Below are 17,405 nucleotides of genomic sequence, written 5' to 3' on the forward strand. Positions count from 1 at the left end.
CTGTCGGGGAGCTCCCGGTCAGTCCCCCGACAGCGACCAGGTGGCGCCGTCGGCGGAGTCCTCGAGCGTGATCCCAGCAGCTGCCAGGGTGTCGCGGATGCCGTCCGCCCTCGCCCAGTCCCGGGCACTGCGGGCGGCGCTGCGTTCGTCGATGCGGTCGACGACGAGGGCGTCGAGAGCCGCGGCTGCCGCCGTGTCCCCCGCCGTGACGGGGGCTCCGGCGTCGTCGAGCCCGAGCACACGGGTCATGGCGACGACGGCGGCGAGGGCTGCGCGCACGGCGTCGTCGTCACCCTCGGCGAGGCTGGTGTTGCCGGAGCGCACCGTGGTGTGGAGCACAGCGAGGGCCTGGGGGACGTTGAGGTCGTCGTCCATCGCGTCCGCGAAGGCCGCGGGGAGGTCGGCCGGGGAGAGTGCGTCACGGTCCGGGGCGCCGACGCGCGCGGACGCCTTCGAGATGAAGCCGTCGATGCGGGCCACGGCGGCTGCCGCCTCCTGCAGAGAGGTCTCCCGGTAGTCGAGCACCGAGCGGTAGTGTGCCTGGCCGAGGTAGTAGCGCACCACGCGGGGACCGGCGGCATCGATCATCTCCTGCGGGCTCACGGTGTTGCCGATCGACTTCGACATCTTCTCGCCGCCGTAGGTGACCATCCCGTTGTGCATCCAGAAGCGGGCGAAGGCGTGCCCCGCGGCCTGGGACTGGGCCATCTCGTTCTCGTGGTGCGGGAAGCGCAGGTCGAGCCCGCCGCCATGGATGTCGAACTCCGTGCCGAGGTACTTGGTCACCATGCTCGAGCATTCGAGATGCCAGCCGGGCCGGCCTGCACCCCATGGGCTCGACCACGACGCCGTCGGCGGGTCGGATTCCTTGGACCCCTTCCAGAGCGCGAAGTCGCGCGGATCCTTCTTGCCCCGGGGATCGGCGTCGGGGGCGGCCTGCATGTCGTCGATGTCCTGCCGCGTCAGGCTGCCGTAGGCGGGCCAGGAGCGGACGTCGAAGTAGACGTCACCGGAGCCGTCCGGTGCCGGGTAGGCGTGGCCGCGGTCGATGAGGAGCTGGATGAGGGCGTGCATCTCCGGGACGTGGCCCGTGGCCCGCGGCTCGTAGGTGGGGGGCCGGACGCCGAGAGCCGCATACGCCCGGTGGAACTCCTGCTCGAAGCGGAACGCGAGCGCCCACCACGATTCCTCCGGCACCAGGGACGGGTCCTCGTCCGTCGCCCCGGGGCGGAAGGAGTCCTGGGACCGGGCGAGGATCTTGTCGTCGATGTCCGTGACGTTCCGGACCACGGTGACGCGCAGTCCCCGCGCCTCGAGCCAGCGCGTGAGCTGGTCGAAGGCGATGGCGGAGCGCACGTGCCCCACGTGGGGCATGCCCTGCACGGTGGCGCCGCAGTAGTAGAGACTCGCCCTGCCCGGTTCGAGGGGTTCGAAGGGGCGCACCTCGGCGCGGGCGGTGTCATAGAATCGCAGGCTCACCGGTCCAGATTACCCGCCGACGGGCTTCACTCTTGCGGAGCGGGAGGAGCCGCCCGGGCAGCGGACCGGACGACGACGGCGGTGGCGATGGCCGCGACGCCCTCCCCCCGGCCGGTGAGGCCGAGGCCGTCGGTGGTGGTCGCCGAGATGCTCACGGGTGCCTGCGCGGCGTCGGACAGCACGGCCTCGGCCTCGGCCCGGCGCGGTCCGAACTTCGGTCGGTTGCCGATCAGTTGCACCGCGATGTTGCCGATATCGAACCCCGCCGCGCGCACGATCCCCGCGGCGGCCGAGAGGAGGGTATGGCCCGAGGCGCCGGCGTACTCGGGGCGGTCCGTACCGAAGTGCGTCCCGAGATCGCCGACTCCGGCCGCCGAGAACAGGGCATCGGCCGCCGCGTGGGCCACCACGTCGCCGTCGGAATGTCCCGACAGTCCGCGCTCCCCCTCCCACAGCAGGCCTGCCAGCCAGAGCGGGGCGGCCGGCGTGCCGGCCGCGGGCTCGGCTGCGAAGGCGTGGACGTCGACGCCGATCCCGGTGCGGGGAAGGTGGAGGTGCTCACTCAGGTACACGGCTGCTCCTGCTGGTGGGGATGGCGCCCGGGGCCGGGTCGCTCGGGCCCCGGTCGGACCGCTGGGCGCTGCCGGCAGCCCTCTGTGCGAGGACTGCTTCGGCTATGACGAGATCGAGCGGGGTCGTGACCTTGAACGCCAGGGAGTCCCCCTCGACCACCCGTACCGCGTGGCCGAGTGCCTCCATGAGCATGGCGTCGTCCGTGATGCCGGGGCGCGCTGCGGCGTCGCCGGCATGGGCCGCCCGGAGAGCACCGGCGTCGAAGCCCTGGGGGGTCTGCACGGCCCGCAGTGCCGCGCGATCGGGGGTTGCCGTGACGAGGTCGCCGTCGACGACCTTGACGGTGTCGACCACCGGCAGGACCGGGATGACCGCCGTCGCACCCTCCGCGACGGCGGTGGCGACCCGCCGGAAGACGGCAGGAGGTGTGAGCGCCCGCGCGGCGTCGTGGACCAGCACGACGCCGACCGTCGGCGGCAGGGCGTCGAGCCCGGCACGCACGGACGCCGTCCGCGTGGATCCCCCCACCACTGCCGAGACGACGACCGGGGGATGCGCCAGTACGGCGTCCCCTGTGCTCCCGGCCGGATCCGGACTGTCCGTCGCCGCGCCGGAGGCGGTGTCGGCCGTGCGGGACGCTGCGCTGCGGGCGGCTGCCTCCGCGACGACGGCAGCCAGGACGTCGTCGCCCTCGGGAAGCACCACGACGACGGCGGTCGCGACGCCTGCCAGGAGCACGGCGTCCACCGCGTGGTCCAGGAGGGTGCGTCCGCCACAGAGGACGCGGGCCTTCGGGATGCCGTGGCCGAGGCGTTGTCCGGAGCCGGCGGCGACGATGACGACGCCGACCTCGGCCGGGGTGCGGTGCTGGGGATTCATCTCGGACACTCCGTCACCCTATGACAGCGCAACAAAAAAGAGGGACCCGGAGGTCCCTCTTTCGTGGTCGGCCCATCTCCTAGGAGGCGAGGACCTCGTCGAGAACGCTTGCGGCCTTCTCCTCGTCGGTCTTCTCGGCCAGTGCGAGCTCGGAGATCAGGATCTGCCGCGCCTTGGCGAGCATCCTCTTCTCGCCGGCCGACAGGCCGCGGTCGTGATCGCGGCGCCAGAGGTCACGTACCACCTCGGCGACCTTGATGACATCGCCGGAGGCGAGCTTCTCGAGGTTCGCCTTGTAACGGCGTGACCAGTTGGTCGGCTCTTCGGTGAACTCGGCCCGCAGGACGTCGAACACATGCTCGAGGCCCTCCTTGCCCACCACGTCGCGAACCCCTACGAGGTCGACGTTCTCTGCTGGTACTTCAATCGTCAGATCGCCCTGGGCCACCTTGAGCTTGAGATACATCTTCTCTTCGCCCTTGACGACACGCATCTTGATCTCCTCGATCTTCGCTGCGCCGTGATGCGGGTAAACAACTGTTTCGCCGACCTCAAAAACCATGTGGACTTTCCCCTTTCCCGGGAATCAGTTTATCACGGCAACGACACGCCGATGAGCGCGTTTTCGCAGGTCAGGGGCTCGAATCAAGCGGAAGTGTCTATCATTCGCCTCTTGACGGACCGGGCATTAAGTGATCCGGGGCTCCTGCGCAGCCGAAACCGACACCACGATCGGACGGCGTTGCCGATAGTCTGTCCTGTAGGTCCCCTCCGGATTCCGTCCCTGTCCCACCTGTTCAACCCCAGGAGTTTGTGCTGTGAATTTCGCACCGAAGAACCGAGTGCAGCGGTCCGTGGCTGCCGGCGCCGTGCTGGTGATGCTGGGTGTCTCCGGCTGCACCTTCACCACCGAACAGTCCACGACGACCCAGTACGCCGCCTCGGATGGCATCGTGAAGGATTTCGGACCCGTCCTGCTGCGCAACCTCCTGATCGTGGGCAGCGAGGACGAGGCCGCGGGGCGGATCGTCGGTACCGTGTTCAACACGACAGACCAGCCCGTGGACCTGTCCATCCGGGCAGATGGCATCGAAACCACCATCACCGTCGAGGGAGACGGGGAGTTCAGGTTCGAGGACGAGACCGAGGACGACGCCACGCTCGAAGGGCTGGAGAACAACCCCGGCTCGCTGGTCGACGTCGACTTCGAGGTCGACGGCGAAGAGGCCACCTTCCAGGTGCCCGTACTGGACGGGACCCTCGAGGAATACCGCGACTTCGTACCCGGCGGCTTCACGCCCCGGCCGAGTGAACCCGCGGCGACCGAGGAAGCATCCGAGGGCGAGGAAGCAGCCGGGGGCGAGGAAGCATCCGAGGGCGAGTAGCCCGCAGCACCGTGACTGCCCGCACCCGATCGATCGGGTGCGGGCAGTGTCATTTCGGCGGGCCCTCACGCCTTTCGGCCGGCACCGGGGTCCAGGATCATCCTGGTCCGGGGGCCGGACTCAGGGCTCGAACTTGTAGCCAAGCCCCCGCACGGTGATGAGGTAGCGGGGATTCGAGGGATCGGGCTCCACCTTGCCACGCAGCCGCTTCACGTGGACGTCGAGGGTCTTGGTGTCCCCCACGTAGTCGGACCCCCAGACCCGATCGATCAGCTGGCCGCGGGTCAGCACCCTGCCCGAATTACGGAGCAGCATCTCGAGCAGCTCGAACTCCTTCAGCGGAAGTGCCACCTGGTCGCCGTCGACACTTACGACGTGCCGTTCGATGTCCATGCGGACCGGACCGGCCTGGATGGTGTTCGAGATCAGTTCCTCGGGTTCGCCCTGGCGCCGCAGCACTGCTCGGATACGGGCCACGAGTTCACGGGAGGAATAGGGCTTGGTGACGTAGTCGTCAGCCCCGAGCTCCAGTCCCACCACCTTGTCGATCTCGGCGTCCTTCGCGGTCAGCATGATGACCGGGACGCTGGAGCGCTGGCGGAGCTGCCGGCAGACCTCGGTACCGGGCAGTCCCGGCAGCTGGAGATCGAGCAGCACGAGGTCGGCGCCTGAGCGGTCGAACTCGGTGAGGGCGTCGAGGCCGTTGTCCACGACGGACACCTCGTACCCTTCCTTGCCGAGGAGATAGGACAGCGGGTCGCTGAACGACTCCTCGTCCTCAACGATCAGAATTCGGCTCAAGCCTTGACTCCCTGCTCATGGGCAGCACTGCTGCCCTTCTTTCCTGGCTTCCGCTCGACCGACGGGACGGCACCGTTGCCGACGTCGCCCGGGGCAGATTCGTCCGCTGCGGCGTCGTCGTCCACGGCGCCCTCCATCTCGGGCAACCGGACCGTGAAGGTACTGCCCTGTCCGGGCTGCGACCACACGGTGACCTCGCCGCCGTGATTGGACACCACATGCTTGACGATGCTGAGACCGAGGCCTGTGCCGCCGGTCTGGCGGGACCGGGCGGCGTCGATGCGGTAGAAGCGCTCGAAGATGCGTTCCTGTTCCTCGGGCGTGATGCCCGGGCCCTGGTCCGTGACCGACACCTGCACGAGGCCGTCCCGGGACCGGAGTCCCACGCCCACCCGCGTACCCTCGGGCGAATAGCGGATGGCGTTGTCGATGAGGTTGCGGAAGGCCGTCATGAGCAGGTCGCGGTCACCGTGTACGGGGGTGGAGACCGATCCGCCGACCACCATGTCGATCTGCTTGCTCTCGGCGGGAAGCTTGTTGCGGTCCACGGCTTCGGCGACGACGGAGTTGATGTCCACCGGCTTGCCGCGGCGGACGACGTCGGCCCCCTGGAGACGGGAGAGCTCGATGATGTCCTGCACCAGCGCGGACAGGCGGCTGGATTCCTTGTGCATGCGCTGGGCGAAGCGTCGGACGGCCACCTCGTCCTCGGCGGCGTCGTCGATCGCCTCGGCGAGGAGGGAGATCGCACCCACGGGCGTCTTGAGCTCGTGGGAGACGTTCGCGACGAAGTCGTTGCGGATCTCCTCGGTGCGGGTGATCTCGGTGCGGTCGTCCGCCAGGATCAGGATGTACTCGGCGCCGAGGGCCGCTACACGGACCTGGACCACGATCGTCCCCTGGCCGAGGGGGCCACGCGGCAGTTCGAGTTGCTGCTGCTCGATCACGCCGTCGCGCCGGACGCGGGCCGTGAGCTCGAGGAGCTCGGAGTGCACCACGGTATGTCCCCTGACGAGGCCGAAGGCGTAGGCCGCGGGACTCGCGCGGACGACGCCGTCGATCGCGTCCACGATCACGTACGCCCTGCCGATGATGGAGAGGACCTCCGCGGCGCCGTCGGGCAGGGAGGGCTCGTCCTCGTAGTGGAGTCGCAGCCGTTGTACCTCGCTCGCGCGGAACGCCGCCATACCGGTCACGCCGAGGGCCAGGCCTACCAGCCCGGCCACGAGCGTCAGGAGAAGGGGGTCCACGGACCTAGCTTATGCGCTGGTATTTCGGGTCCGCCCCATCCGGTGGCGTTGGGCGAGGGGTTCAACTAACGTTCACACAATGCGGAGAAACAGTTCACCGCTGGCTGGAAGGGTCGTCGGCAGAACTGTGGGAACGGTTCGATTCGAAACTTCCAGGGAAGGACGCCTACGTGCGTAAGGTTTTTCAGGCCGAGCTTCATCAGATCGGCGAGGAGCTCATCGAGATCTCCCAACTGGTGACCGAGGCCATTCAGAAGGCCAACAGTGCTTTCCAGGGCGCCGACACCGAGCTTGCACAGGAAGTGATCGCGGCCGATGCGCGCATCGATTTCCTGCAGAACTCCCTCGACGAGCGGGCCATCGACATCCTCGCACTTCAAGGCCCGGTGGCGTCCGATCTCCGCATGATCGTGGGTGCGCTGCGCATGAGCGCGTCGCTGGAGCGGATGGGTGACCTCGCCCGTCACGTGGCCCAGCTCGCCCGTCTGCGTTTCCCCGCGAACGTGATCCCGGAAGGTATTCGCGGGACCTTCGACGAACTCGCCGAACTCGACGTGCAGATCGCAATGAAGGTCAAGGAGCTCCTCGAGACGCGCAACCTCGATCTGACCAACGAGATCAGTGCCGCCAATGCCCGTGTCAACGAGCTGCACGCCAGCGTCTTCAAGGCTGTCGCGGCCGACGACTGGTCCGAGAGCGCACCGACGACGGTGGACGTCACCCTCGCCAGCCGGTACTACGAGCGTTTCGCGGACCACGGCGTCTCGGTGGCCCGGAAGGTCACCTACCTCGTCACGGGAGAATGGCATCCTACCGCTCCGCTGAACTGACTCCTCCCCGGTACTGACACGACGACGGCGGCCCCGCAAGGGCCGCCGTCGTCGTGTTCGTGCGTGCGTCGAGGCGCTGGCGCTAGTGCTTGCCCTGGTTCGCGACGGCCTCGATCGCGGCGGCCGCGGCGTCGGCGTCGAGGTAGGTGCCGCCTGCCTTGACGGGCTTGAGGTCCTCGTCGAGCTCGTACACGAGGGGGATGCCCGTGGGGATGTTCAGCGAGGCGATGTCCTTGTCACTGATGCCGTCGAGATGCTTGACGAGGGCCCGGAGCGAGTTGCCGTGGGCGGCGATGAGCACGGTCCTGCCGGCCTTGATGTCCACCGTGATGTCCGATTCCCAGTACGGCAGGAAGCGCTCGAGGACGTCCTTCAGGCATTCGGTGCGCGGCACGGCGTCGCCGAGATCGGTGTAGCGGGGGTCGGCGGCCTGCGAGTACTCGCTGGCGTCGTCGAGCGGCGGCGGCGGCGTGTCGTAGGACCGGCGCCATTCCATGAACTGCTGCTCGCCGTACTCCGCGAGGGTCTGGGCCTTGTCCTTGCCCTGCAGCGCTCCGTAGTGGCGTTCGTTGAGCCGCCAGTTCCTCTTGACGTCGATCCAGCTGCGGTCAGCGGCCTCGAGGGCGAGGTTGGCGGTGATGATGGCGCGCTTCTGCCGGGACGTGTACACGATGTCGGGAAGGATGCCGGCTTCGGTCAGGAGGTGGCCGCCGCGTGTTGCTTCCTCGCGTCCCTTCTCCGTGAGGGCGACATCCACCCAGCCGGTGAAGAGGTTCTTCTCGTTCCATTCGCTCTGGCCATGGCGCAGCAGGATCAGTGTGTAGGTCATGGGTCCTAGTCTGCCGCATCGTGTTGCGGCGGTCATGCTGCAGCGTCGTGTGACGATCGGGGGTGCAGACCCCGGGACGGTGCAGGGCGCTCTGCATGAATCCGGGGGAACGCGCACGGGCCCGGGGCTCCCGGCACGGCGGCACTCCTCCTGTGCCCTAGTGTTGATGGGTGCCTTCGCGTCTCCGTCCCCCCAAGCCCCTGGGGACCATCACCCGCGGCACCACCAACCCCAACCGGCTTCGCCGCGTCGATCGCTGGCTCGCCGGATCCCATGGCTCCCGGCTGCGCCGGACTGCCGACCCGCTCGTGGTCGACCTCGGCTACGGCGCCGCTCCCGTCACTGCCGTCGAGCTGTTCACCCGCCTTCGGTCCGTACGCGACGACGTCGAGGTGGTCGGCATCGAGATAGACCCGGCGCGCGTGGCGAGCGCCGAACCCCTCGCGCGCCCCGGCCTCAGCTTCCGACAGGGAGGCTTCGAGTTGCCGCTCGCCGGCCGGCGTCCCGTCGTCGTCCGTGCATTCAATGTGCTGCGGCAGTACGGCGAGGACCAGTACGGGGCCTACTGGGACGAGGTCCGAGGACGCCTGGCTCCCGATGGTCTGCTCATCGACGGGACGTGCGACGAGATAGGGCGCCGCTCCACCTGGGCGGCCATCGGGCCGTCGGGACCGGAGTCGCTGAGCATCTCCCTGCGGTTCGGTGCGTTTACGCTCCCGTCCGATGTCGCGGAAAGGCTGCCGAAGGCGCTGATCCACCGGAACGTGGAGGGCGAGCGGGTGCACGGATACCTGCAGGCGCTCGACCGGTCATGGCTCGACGCCGCGTCCCTCGCATCCTTCGGGAACCAGCAGCGGTGGATGGCGATGTGCGCAGCGATGAGGGCAGCGGGCTGGCCGCTGCGGGACGGGCCCTCGCGATGGCGTCTGGGCGAGGTCACCGTAGCCTGGGACGCGGTCGCTCCGGGGTAGGAACGGCTACCAGGGACCGTACGGGCCCTGATTGCCGCCGCGACCCGAGGTCTGGCTGACGGCCGGCTTGACGTCGGCGAGGTACACACAGGCCGCGATGATGGCGACCAGCTGGAAGAGGTTGAAGCCGCTCCCGCCACCGAGCACGGACAACAGGCCGACGACAACGGCGCCACCCGTGAGTGCCAGCCAGAACCCCTTGGTCCGCTTGAACGCGGCTTCGAAGGCGGTGCCGGGACGCCGCACGCAGTCCGAGAGGGCCCACATTTCGATGCCGAGGGCCACGACGCCCAGGGCGAGGTACAGGTAGGACTGGATTGCAAATACGAGGGCCACGGAATCAGCTTAGCTGGCTTGCCTCGGACGCGGTGCGGATGACACCGCAGCCGGGACTTCCACGTCGGATGCGGCGAGCCTGCGCCCCGCCGTCGTGCCCCCTGTCGCATCCGTCTGCACGTCCGTCGCCCTGTTCGTCCTCACGTCCACCGCCCTGTCTCTCGTAACGTCGGCCGTCAGGTCGGTGTGCACGTCCGCCGCCACATACGCCGTCACCTCCGCCGCCCTGTCGGCCGGCGCGCCTGCCGGCCCGTCTGCCGGCCCGTCTGCCGTCACGTCCGCCGGCGTGCCCGCCGCCCCTTCGCGCGGCTGCCGTTCCGTCCGCTGGCACGCCCGCCGTCTAGTCCGTCATCCAGTCCGTCATCTAGTCCGTCATCCAGTCCGTCAGCGTGCCCGTCTTGCCCGCCGTCGCGCTTGCAAGCTGATCGCCCGACGCCTGCCGGAGGGCCTGATCGAGGTCCGCCCACAAATCCTCGGGGTTCTCGATACCCACGGACAGGCGGACGAGTGCTTCGGGGACGGTCTTCGGCTCGGCAGGCTGTCGCCGACGGCGTTCGATGAGTGACTCGACGCCGCCCAGCGAGGTCGCCGGAAGCCAGAGGCGCACGGCCGCGACGAGGGCATCCGCCGTCGCGACGTCGTCGAGCTCGATACTGACGATCCCGCCGAAACCTTTGAACTGGCGGGCCGCACGCTCGTGCCCGGGATCGGCGGGAAGGCCCGGATATCGCACGCGGCGGACGACAGGATGGTCCCCGAGGAGGTGCGCGAGGAAGGCCGCGGTGGCCTGACTCCGCTCCATGCGCAGTGCGAGAGTGCGCAGTCCGCGCAGTGCGAGCCAGACCTCGAAGGGCCCGGCGACAGCACCATGCAGGGTACGGTGCGCCAACAGTCGCTCACGGAGTGCCGAGTCGGAGGTGACCAGCGCGCCGAGGACGACGTCGGAATGCCCGGCCAGCCACTTCGTGACGGAGTGCAGCACGACGTCGACGCCGGACTCGAGGGGGCGGTGGACGATCGGCGTGTTGAACGTGTTGTCTGCGACGACGATCGCGCCGGTCGCATGGGCTGCGTCGGTCAGTACCGCCAGGTCGGCGACCTCGAGCATCGGATTGGTGGGACTCTCCAGCCACAGCATCACCTGACCTTCATCGAACCGCGCGGCGAGCGCGTCAAGCTCCGCGAGGACACCCGCCGTGTCGGCGACGTCGACGGTGTGCAGTTCGAACCTGCCCTGTGCTGCGAGATCGGCGGCGAGACTGATCGACCCGGCATAGGCATGCCGTGGCATCACCACCGCTCCCCCGGTCGGGACGAGGGACAAAGCGGCCGCTGCCGCACCGAGGCCGGAGCTGAAGACGAGGGCCGGGAGGCCTGCTGCCTCGAGTGCACCGAGCGCTTCCTCGAACGGATCCCAGGTGGGGTTGGAGCCACGGGCGTAGATACGGTCGCCCGGGACGGGGGCGCGCGTCTCGTGGTAGGTCGTCGAGAGCACGATCGGCACGTTGACCGGGGCATCGTGCTCGCGTGGGGGTCTGCCTGCCGCGACGGTGAGGGTGTCCGGGGCGAGCCCGGTGTGCGGCAGATCCTCGCGAGATGTCGTCATGGGGTCAGCGTAAATGGGGGGAGCGCGTGCCTGAAAAAGAGGGAGGTCACAATCGCCGGCCCCGTGCGGTCCCCCACCCGTCGCGCTCGCCTGGATGACCGGCGTCACGGCGTCCCGCCAAGTGTGAGCTCGCGGTGCCGATTCCGCCGCGGAGTGCGATCGGGGTCGATGTAGGGCGGTGGCGTGAACCAGGGGATGCCGTGCTTCATCTGAATACTCCAGTTGCCCCGCTCGACGAGCCGGTGGTGGAAGGAACACAGGAGGCATCCATTGGAGACGTCGGTTCTTCCGCCCTCGGCCCACGGTGCGATGTGGTGTGCCTCCGACCAGACGGCCGGGACAGTGCAACCGGGGAAGGCGCACCCCCTGTCCCTGGCGACCAGTGCTCGCCGCTGGGCCACGCCGAAGAACCTTCGGGCACGACCGACGTCGAGGACCTCCCCGTGCCCTCCCAGCACGACCGGGATGATGTCCGCGTCGCACGCGATCTTGCGAACGATCCGCGCGGTGACAGGACCACCGAAGACGCTGTAGCCACCTTCGGGATGCGTTCGTGAAGCGCCTGAGGGGTCGCTGAAGCCTGCGGGTCCCGTGTCGCGCTTCGGACGACCGTCCTGCGCCGACTGCCGGTCCTGCCAGGAGCGCACGACCCGCCCGAAGTCCCCACCCGACCCGTCCTGCCCGAAGTCCCCACCCGGCCCGTCGTCCGATGAATCGACCGCACGCCCGTACGAGCCTCGTGCTCGCCGCCGGACCACTCCGCGGCTACGCAGGTCCTCGGTGAGAGCCCGGTAATCGATGGTGACCATCACCTGCGGTCGATGGCCGCCGGTGGCAGGAAGTGTGTCCGTGGCGAGGGCGACCTGGCAGGCACCGACCAACCCGTCGAGGTGGCGTTGGGGCCGGGTCCGACGTTCCCACTTCGACGCGGAGTCGGCCGGCAGCGGGTCGTTCGACATCGCCCCACCTGGCACCGACGGCACCGGCCCTGCGGGAGCGCCGATGCCGTCGGTGCCACTGCCGTCAGGGTCGGGAACGCCGGTGCAGTCGTTCCCGGCTTCCGCCCGGGGCTCGCCCCCTCCTGGGCCACCGCGGTCCCGCGCGGTGCGCGGGTTGGTGGCGGTGTTCATGACGGTGAGGAGGTACTCGAACTGTTCGTCGTCCGCCGCGATCTCGAGCCGGTGCAGTCCGCGTCGCCTGCCCCGCAGGAACACGCCCTGCTGTGCCTTCAACAGCTCCTCGGTGGGCTCGGCCCCGTCAGGATCGAGGACGGATTCCCATCGTCGGATGACCACGTTCAACAGATCGGCATCCGATTCCGCGGCCTGTGCGGCCAGGCCCTCCTCCATGGCCTGCAGTTGCAGGGTCGAGGCACAGGGCCGGACGCGTTCCACCGCATCACTGATACGGGTTGCGGCGTAGGAACTGATCACACCGGCCCTGAACCCGTCCCCGACGGATTCGAGCATGGCGGGGCAAGGCTCACCGGTGGCCGTTCGTCGTGGAAGCACCGACTTCCCGAGGCGGATCCGCCGTTGCGCCTCCTGCCGCGTGATACCCAGGCGGGCACGGAGATATTCGGCAGTGTCCCTGAACTCGTGGCTGTCACCGGGAACGGCCAGAGGACCGCTCCAGCCCAGGCCCTGCCGGGTCTCCCCGACCCTCGCGATCCCCTGCTGATCCGCCGCTGCCGCACCCACCACCTGCAGGTACTCGACCAACCGGGCAAGGTGCTCCACAGCCCCCAGTGCCGCAGCAAGATCGGCCGTCGAGGCCAGACCGGCTTCGACCTCGAACTGCTCGGCGATATGTGCCAGGTGGGACTGCACCCCGCCGACGGCCTGCGCCGTCGTCGATCGTGCCTCTGCTACTGCTGTCGCCATGGGACCAGCGTATTAGTACGGAGATTCGAATAATCGGGGGTCGCTCCGGATGTGGACAACTCTCGCGAATCATCCCTGGAAAGGCACACGAAGCACGCAACGCCGATCGTGTGACCTCGATGTCACGGGCACTCGGTAGGCTGGGCGCGTGACCTTTCCCCTCCCGCACGGGCTTCCCGGGCTCTTCATCGCGCTCGAAGGCGGCGACGGCGCGGGCAAGTCCACGCAGGCCGCACTGCTCTGCGCGGCCCTCGAATCCGGTGGGCGCACAGTGATCCGCACACGTGAACCCGGGGGCACTGCCATCGGGGAGAAGCTGCGCTCCCTCGTCCTCGACCACGGCCACGGCCAGATCGACGCGCGCACCGAAGCCCTCATGTTCGCGGCCTCGCGGGCAGCCCACGTCCAGCAGGTGATCGTGCCCGCACTGGAACGCGGCGACGTCGTCGTCTGCGACCGTTTCATCGACTCCTCGGTCGCCTACCAGGGTGCCGGGCGCGGACTGGGTGCGCAGGCCGTCCTGGACGTGAACCTCTGGGCCACCGACGGGCTCCGCCCAGACCTCACCGTCCTGCTCGACGTCGAGCCCGCCGAAGGGCGGAGCCGCCGCACCACCGGCGCGGCCGCCGAGGACCGCCTCGAGTCGGAACCCGACGACTTCCACGCCCGGATCCGCGCCGCCTTCCTGGACCTCGCCCGCGCGGAACCCGAACGCTACCTCGTCCTGGCTGCGTCGGGGACGCCCGAGGACCTTCACCGCTCCATCCTCGGAGCCCTCCCCCGGGTCTCGGCATGAGCGCCGTGACGCACAGCCTCCCCGCATCCGGAGTGTGGGCGGACCTCCGCGGGCAGGAACAGGTGGTCGAGCAACTGCGCCGTGCCGCGGAATCCGGTACACCGACGCACGCCTGGCTCTTCACCGGCCCGCCCGGCTCCGGCCGGTCCAATGCCGCCCGCGCTTTCGCCGCCGCCCTGCTCTGCGAGCGCGAGAATCTCGCCGAGCGTGGTTGCGGCACATGCAAGGCCTGCCACACCGTCCTCTCCGGGGCACACGCCGATCTGACCAACGTCACCACCGAGAAGGTGACCATCAGCATCGACGAGGCACGTGAACTGGTCCGCAAGGCACAGGACAAACCGTCGACCGGGCGCTGGCGGATCATCATCGTCGAGGACGCCGACCGCATGCAGGAGCGCAGCACCAACGTGCTGCTCAAGGCCATCGAGGAACCGCCGCCGCGGACCATCTGGCTGCTGTGCGCTCCGAGTCCCGGCGACGTGCTCGTCACCATCCGCTCCCGGTGCCGGTCCGTCGGCCTCCGCCTACCCCCCGTGCAGGACGTCGCCGATCTGCTCGTCGCCCGCGACGGGATCGATCCCGCGACGGCGGAAGCGGCCGCCCGCGCCGCCCAGAGCCACATCGGCATCGCGAAGAGGCTCGCCACGGACGACGGCGCCCGCGGGCGCCGCAACCAGATCGTCCGGCTCCCGCTGACACTGCGCTCGGTGGCCGGTGCCATGCGTGCTGCTGCGGACCTGGTGAAGCTCGCCGAGGCGGAGGCCCAGAGTTCCTTCGAGCAGCGCGACGCCGAGGAGAGGACAGCACTGCTCACCACCCTCGGCGCTCCCGAGACGGGTGTCCTGCCGCCGTCGATGCGCGCACAGGTCAAGCGGTTGGAGGACGATCAGACGCGACGGGCCAAGCGTTCCAAGAACGACTACTTCGACCGCGCGCTGACGGATCTCATCTCCTTCTACAGGGATGTGCTGATGCTCCAGGTCTCCAGCGGGCAGATGCTCGTCAACGAGCCCCTGCGGCCCGAACTCGAGGAGTTCGCCCGCCGGGAGAGCCCCGAAGACACCCTCCTCCGGCTCGAGTCCATCAACGAAGTGCGTTCCCGGCTCGTGAGCACCAACGTGTCGCCGCTGCTAGCGATCGAAGCGATGACGGTGAGCCTCCTGTCCCGGAAGGACCTCGACCGATGACCAGCGGACCGCTCCACCTCCCCGGCCGCGGCCCCCGCAGCATCCTCGACAGCAGCCCCCGTAGCCCTCTCGGCCGCGCCGCCGCGCTCCTCGCCGCATCCACCGCCGTCGTGCTGGGGCTTTCCGGATGCATGCTGCTGGCACCCGATGACGGGCCCGCCCCGCCTGCGGGCGGGCTCGAGACCGCCGACCCCGCCGCGATCGGTGACGTGGCCGAGGGCCTCCGGACCTTCTACACGCAGGACGTGCGGTGGGAGAGCTGTGAGGGATCGTTCTCGTGCGCGACGATCGAGGTGCCCCTGGACTACACCGACCCAGGGCGGGACAGCATCGAGATCGCGGTGATCCGCGCCGATGCCTCGGGTGAGGCGCAGGGGACGATCCTCATCAACCCGGGCGGACCGGGCGGCTCGGGCTTCAACATCGTGAAGGACTCCCTCGACTACGTCACGAGTGACCGCCTACGGGAGGACTACGACGTCGTGGGCTTCGACCCCCGGGGGGTGAACAGGTCCAGCGCCGTGGAGTGCTACACCGACGCCGAGCAGGACGAGGCGCGGCAGGAGACCTACCCGGCCGAGGCCTCCCCCGATGAGCTCCTGGACCTCATGACGGCGGACGCGGAGGAGTTCGCGGACCTGTGCGCCGAACGCACGGGTGAACTGCTGGGCTTCGTGGACACCGAATCCGCCGCACGGGACATGGACATCCTGCGTGCCCTCGTGAGCGACGAGAAACTGAACTTCCTGGGCTTCTCCTACGGGACGCAGCTCGGAGCGACCTACGCGGAACTGTTCCCGGAGCGGGCCGGGCGCCTCGTCCTCGACGGCGCGATCGACCCGTCGCTGAGCAGCGAGAACATCACCCTCGGCCAGGCCCGCGGCTTCGAGAACGCCCTGCGCGCCTACGTCGCCGACTGCCAGCAGGGCCCGGAGTGCCCCTACACCGGGACGGTGGACGACGGTATCCGGCAGATCCAGGACCTGTTCGCCGCTGTCGAGCGCGAACCGATGACGGCGGAGGACGGCCGCCTCGTGCCGATCTCCACCTTCGTCCAAGGCTTCATCCTGCCCCTGTACGACAACGGCAACTGGCCCACGCTCACCCAGGCCGTCTCCGACGCCCTCGACGGCGATGCGTCCACCATGCTCTACCTCGCGGATCTCGCCGCCGAACGTGGGCCGGACGGCACCTATGCAGGCAACTCGACCGCGGCGTTCCTCTCCGTCAACTGCCTCGACTACCCGATGACGAGCGATCCCCTCCAGATGCGCACCGACGAGAACGAACTCGTCTCGGCATCACCGACCTTCGGCCGGTTCCTCGCGTTCGGCGGCGTCACCTGCGCCCCCTGGAAGTACCCGCCGGCCCTCGGCCCCGCGCCTGTGGAGGCTGCCGGCGCCGATCCGATCGTCGTCATCGGCACCACCGGCGATCCGGCGACGCCGTACGAGTGGTCGACGGCACTGGCGGACCAGCTGGAGTCCGGCGTCCATGTGACGTGGGAAGGCGAGGGCCATACCGCGTACGGCCGCTCCAACGACTGCATCCTGGACCTGGTCGATGATTTCTTCATCGACGGGACGGTCCCGGAGGACGGCGTCCGCTGCTGAGGAGTCAGTTCCGCTGCGTGACGCCGAGGCCGTCCGGCGAGCCCGGCAGGTCGATGGATCGAGAAGCGGCCGCGGACGCATGGCGCGGCGCATCGCCGGCGGGAACACCGAGCGGCGCGGCGACGGCGGGCCCTGCCGCAAGCCATCGGGGCAGGTGGCACATGGAGGGCAGCACGACGTCGGCGCCCGCGAGCCGCAGCTCGGCCTCGGGGTGGGCGCCGGTCAGGACTCCGACGACGGCGCCCGCCCCCGCGCGCCGTCCCGCGACGACGTCCGACGTCGTGTCCCCCGCGGCCAGCACGGAGCGCACGTCCTCGATGTCGAGCGCGAGGACCGCGGTGAGGATGATGTCGGGGTAGGGGCGGCCGCGTCCCGCGTCCGAGGGGCACAGGCTGAGATCCGCCAGCCCCATCCAGCCGAGGGACTCCAGGATCATGTTCTGGGTGTGCCGGCCGAACCCGGTGGCGAGGCAGATCCTGAGCCCGGCATTCCGCAGCTCCAGGATCGCTTCCTCGGCGCCGGGGATGGGCTCCACTCCGTGGCGTGCCAGCAGGTCGTCGTACGCCGTCTCGAAGGTCCGGTTGACCTGGGCCGCGACGGCGACGTCGGGAAACAGGCGCCGGAAGACGAGCTCCTTCGACGTCCCCATCTCCTGACGGGCGTACGCCGTCATCCGGTCGAAAGCGCGGGTGCCTTCCTGCACCCCGTGCGAGGTGAGGGTACGCGTCAGCGCTTCGTCCTGCAGTCGGCCCTCGTCCACGGTGGTTCCGGCCATGTCGATGACGGCGAGCGAGAACGAACGGTCCTGTGTCATGCGGCATCCCCCTTGGTGGCCGCCCCGCTCCGATGCGGGACAAGTCTGCTGGCCACACTCTCCGAGGGTGCTGACGCGTCACCGTCCGCAAGGCTGACGGCGCGTGAACTGTTGGCGAACTCCCGGGCAGGGACACCATTTTGACCGCGGGCCGACCCCTCCTATAAAGT

General features: G+C 69.2%; 17 protein-coding genes. 6 read left to right on the forward strand and 11 right to left on the reverse strand.

All coding sequences use genetic code 11. The annotated features are described in order from the left end of the window. Positions 1-18 precede the first annotated feature (18 nt). The 4 genes from cysS to AC4D2F_RS14215 all read right to left on the reverse strand — a co-directional run bounded on the left by cysS (position 19) and on the right by AC4D2F_RS14215 (position 3,493). Positions 19-1,479, reverse strand: a complete 1,461-nt coding sequence (gene cysS, locus AC4D2F_RS14200; protein ID WP_490911112.1) for a cysteine--tRNA ligase — start codon at positions 1,477-1,479, stop codon at positions 19-21. Between the two features lie 26 nt (positions 1,480-1,505). Then, complete coding sequence (gene ispF / locus AC4D2F_RS14205; RefSeq protein ID WP_490911113.1) at positions 1,506-2,051, reverse strand: 2-C-methyl-D-erythritol 2,4-cyclodiphosphate synthase; 546 nt, start codon at positions 2,049-2,051, stop codon at positions 1,506-1,508. Continuing rightward, on the reverse strand, positions 2,038-2,931 hold the full coding sequence (locus tag AC4D2F_RS14210) for an IspD/TarI family cytidylyltransferase (RefSeq protein WP_490911609.1): 894 nt from the start codon (positions 2,929-2,931) through the stop codon (positions 2,038-2,040). Before AC4D2F_RS14210 ends, ispF begins: the two co-directional genes overlap by 14 nt. A gap of 79 nt (positions 2,932-3,010) precedes the next feature. Further along, on the reverse strand, positions 3,011-3,493 hold the full coding sequence (locus AC4D2F_RS14215) for a CarD family transcriptional regulator (protein ID WP_043443336.1): 483 nt from the start codon (positions 3,491-3,493) through the stop codon (positions 3,011-3,013). Positions 3,494-3,749: 256 nt separating this feature from the next. Between AC4D2F_RS14215 and AC4D2F_RS14220 the strand changes: the two genes are divergently transcribed. Further along, positions 3,750-4,316, forward strand: a complete 567-nt coding sequence (locus AC4D2F_RS14220; protein ID WP_490911114.1) for a hypothetical protein — start codon at positions 3,750-3,752, stop codon at positions 4,314-4,316. A 120-nt stretch (positions 4,317-4,436) separates the two neighbouring features. On the opposite strand, the gene AC4D2F_RS14225 is transcribed toward AC4D2F_RS14220, so the two are convergent. Further along, positions 4,437-5,117 (reverse strand): response regulator transcription factor, encoded by a 681-nt coding sequence (locus AC4D2F_RS14225; RefSeq protein WP_104166874.1) that lies wholly within the window; start codon positions 5,115-5,117, stop codon positions 4,437-4,439. Next, positions 5,114-6,367 carry a sensor histidine kinase gene (locus AC4D2F_RS14230; protein ID WP_490911115.1) on the reverse strand — a complete coding sequence of 418 codons (1,254 nt, stop codon included), beginning with the start codon at positions 6,365-6,367 and terminating at the stop codon, positions 5,114-5,116. Before AC4D2F_RS14230 ends, AC4D2F_RS14225 begins: the two co-directional genes overlap by 4 nt. A 170-nt stretch (positions 6,368-6,537) precedes the next feature. On the opposite strand from AC4D2F_RS14230, the gene phoU reads away from it, so the two are divergent. Continuing rightward, complete coding sequence (phoU, locus tag AC4D2F_RS14235; RefSeq protein WP_490911116.1) at positions 6,538-7,197, forward strand: phosphate signaling complex protein PhoU; 660 nt, start codon at positions 6,538-6,540, stop codon at positions 7,195-7,197. 82 nt (positions 7,198-7,279) lie between these two features. Here phoU and AC4D2F_RS14240 read toward each other — a convergent pair whose 3' ends face one another. Further along, positions 7,280-8,026: a phosphoglyceromutase gene (locus AC4D2F_RS14240; protein WP_490911117.1), complete on the reverse strand. Its 747-nt coding sequence runs from the start codon at positions 8,024-8,026 to the stop codon at positions 7,280-7,282. 170 nt (positions 8,027-8,196) lie between these two features. Between AC4D2F_RS14240 and AC4D2F_RS14245 the strand changes: the two genes are divergently transcribed. Further along, positions 8,197-8,997, forward strand: a complete 801-nt coding sequence (locus tag AC4D2F_RS14245; protein WP_490911118.1) for a class I SAM-dependent methyltransferase — start codon at positions 8,197-8,199, stop codon at positions 8,995-8,997. Positions 8,998-9,003: 6 nt separating this feature from the next. On the opposite strand, the gene AC4D2F_RS14250 is transcribed toward AC4D2F_RS14245, so the two are convergent. The 3 genes from AC4D2F_RS14250 to AC4D2F_RS14260 form a co-directional block, all read right to left on the reverse strand. Then, positions 9,004-9,333, reverse strand: coding sequence for a DUF2516 family protein (locus tag AC4D2F_RS14250; RefSeq protein ID WP_490911119.1), 330 nt, complete (start codon positions 9,331-9,333; stop codon positions 9,004-9,006). 364 nt (positions 9,334-9,697) lie between these two features. After that, entirely contained in the window at positions 9,698-10,939 is a 1,242-nt protein-coding gene (locus AC4D2F_RS14255) for a trans-sulfuration enzyme family protein (RefSeq protein WP_490911120.1), read from the reverse strand. Positions 10,940-11,043: 104 nt separating this feature from the next. After that, positions 11,044-12,822, reverse strand: a complete 1,779-nt coding sequence (locus AC4D2F_RS14260; RefSeq protein WP_490911121.1) for a DUF222 domain-containing protein — start codon at positions 12,820-12,822, stop codon at positions 11,044-11,046. A gap of 148 nt (positions 12,823-12,970) precedes the next feature. On the opposite strand from AC4D2F_RS14260, the gene tmk reads away from it, so the two are divergent. The 3 genes from tmk to AC4D2F_RS14275 are packed head-to-tail and all read left to right on the forward strand — an operon-like array spanning position 12,971 to position 16,421. Then, positions 12,971-13,618: a dTMP kinase gene (tmk, locus tag AC4D2F_RS14265; RefSeq protein ID WP_490911122.1), complete on the forward strand. Its 648-nt coding sequence runs from the start codon at positions 12,971-12,973 to the stop codon at positions 13,616-13,618. Next, complete coding sequence (locus AC4D2F_RS14270) at positions 13,615-14,808, forward strand: DNA polymerase III subunit delta' (RefSeq protein WP_490911123.1); 1,194 nt, start codon at positions 13,615-13,617, stop codon at positions 14,806-14,808. The genes tmk and AC4D2F_RS14270 overlap by 4 nt, the downstream gene beginning before the upstream one ends. Beyond that, positions 14,805-16,421 (forward strand): alpha/beta hydrolase, encoded by a 1,617-nt coding sequence (locus tag AC4D2F_RS14275; protein WP_490911124.1) that lies wholly within the window; start codon positions 14,805-14,807, stop codon positions 16,419-16,421. The genes AC4D2F_RS14270 and AC4D2F_RS14275 overlap by 4 nt, the downstream gene beginning before the upstream one ends. Positions 16,422-16,425: 4 nt before the next feature. Here the strand turns inward: AC4D2F_RS14275 and AC4D2F_RS14280 are convergent, their stop codons facing one another. Beyond that, positions 16,426-17,235 carry an HAD family hydrolase gene (locus AC4D2F_RS14280; protein WP_490911125.1) on the reverse strand — a complete coding sequence of 270 codons (810 nt, stop codon included), beginning with the start codon at positions 17,233-17,235 and terminating at the stop codon, positions 16,426-16,428. Between the last annotated feature and the right edge of the window lie 170 nt (positions 17,236-17,405).

The sequence above is a fragment of the Arthrobacter sp. TJ-263 genome (assembly GCF_058269155.1).

Bases quoted from the DNA above. Each gene is read 5' to 3' on its own strand.
- AC4D2F_RS14210 (WP_490911609.1), bottom strand. From the start codon at position 2,931: ATGAATCCCCAGCACCGCACCCCGGCCGAGGTCGGCGTCGTCATCGTC.
- AC4D2F_RS14215 (WP_043443336.1), bottom strand. From the start codon at position 3,493: ATGGTTTTTGAGGTCGGCGAAACAGTTGTTTACCCGCATCACGGCGCA.
- AC4D2F_RS14240 (WP_490911117.1), bottom strand. From the start codon at position 8,026: ATGACCTACACACTGATCCTGCTGCGCCATGGCCAGAGCGAATGGAAC.
- AC4D2F_RS14255 (WP_490911120.1), bottom strand. From the start codon at position 10,939: ATGACGACATCTCGCGAGGATCTGCCGCACACCGGGCTCGCCCCGGAC.
- AC4D2F_RS14260 (WP_490911121.1), bottom strand. From the start codon at position 12,822: ATGGCGACAGCAGTAGCAGAGGCACGATCGACGACGGCGCAGGCCGTC.
- AC4D2F_RS14270 (WP_490911123.1), top strand. From the start codon at position 13,615: ATGAGCGCCGTGACGCACAGCCTCCCCGCATCCGGAGTGTGGGCGGAC.
- AC4D2F_RS14275 (WP_490911124.1), top strand. From the start codon at position 14,805: ATGACCAGCGGACCGCTCCACCTCCCCGGCCGCGGCCCCCGCAGCATC.
- AC4D2F_RS14280 (WP_490911125.1), bottom strand. From the start codon at position 17,235: ATGACACAGGACCGTTCGTTCTCGCTCGCCGTCATCGACATGGCCGGA.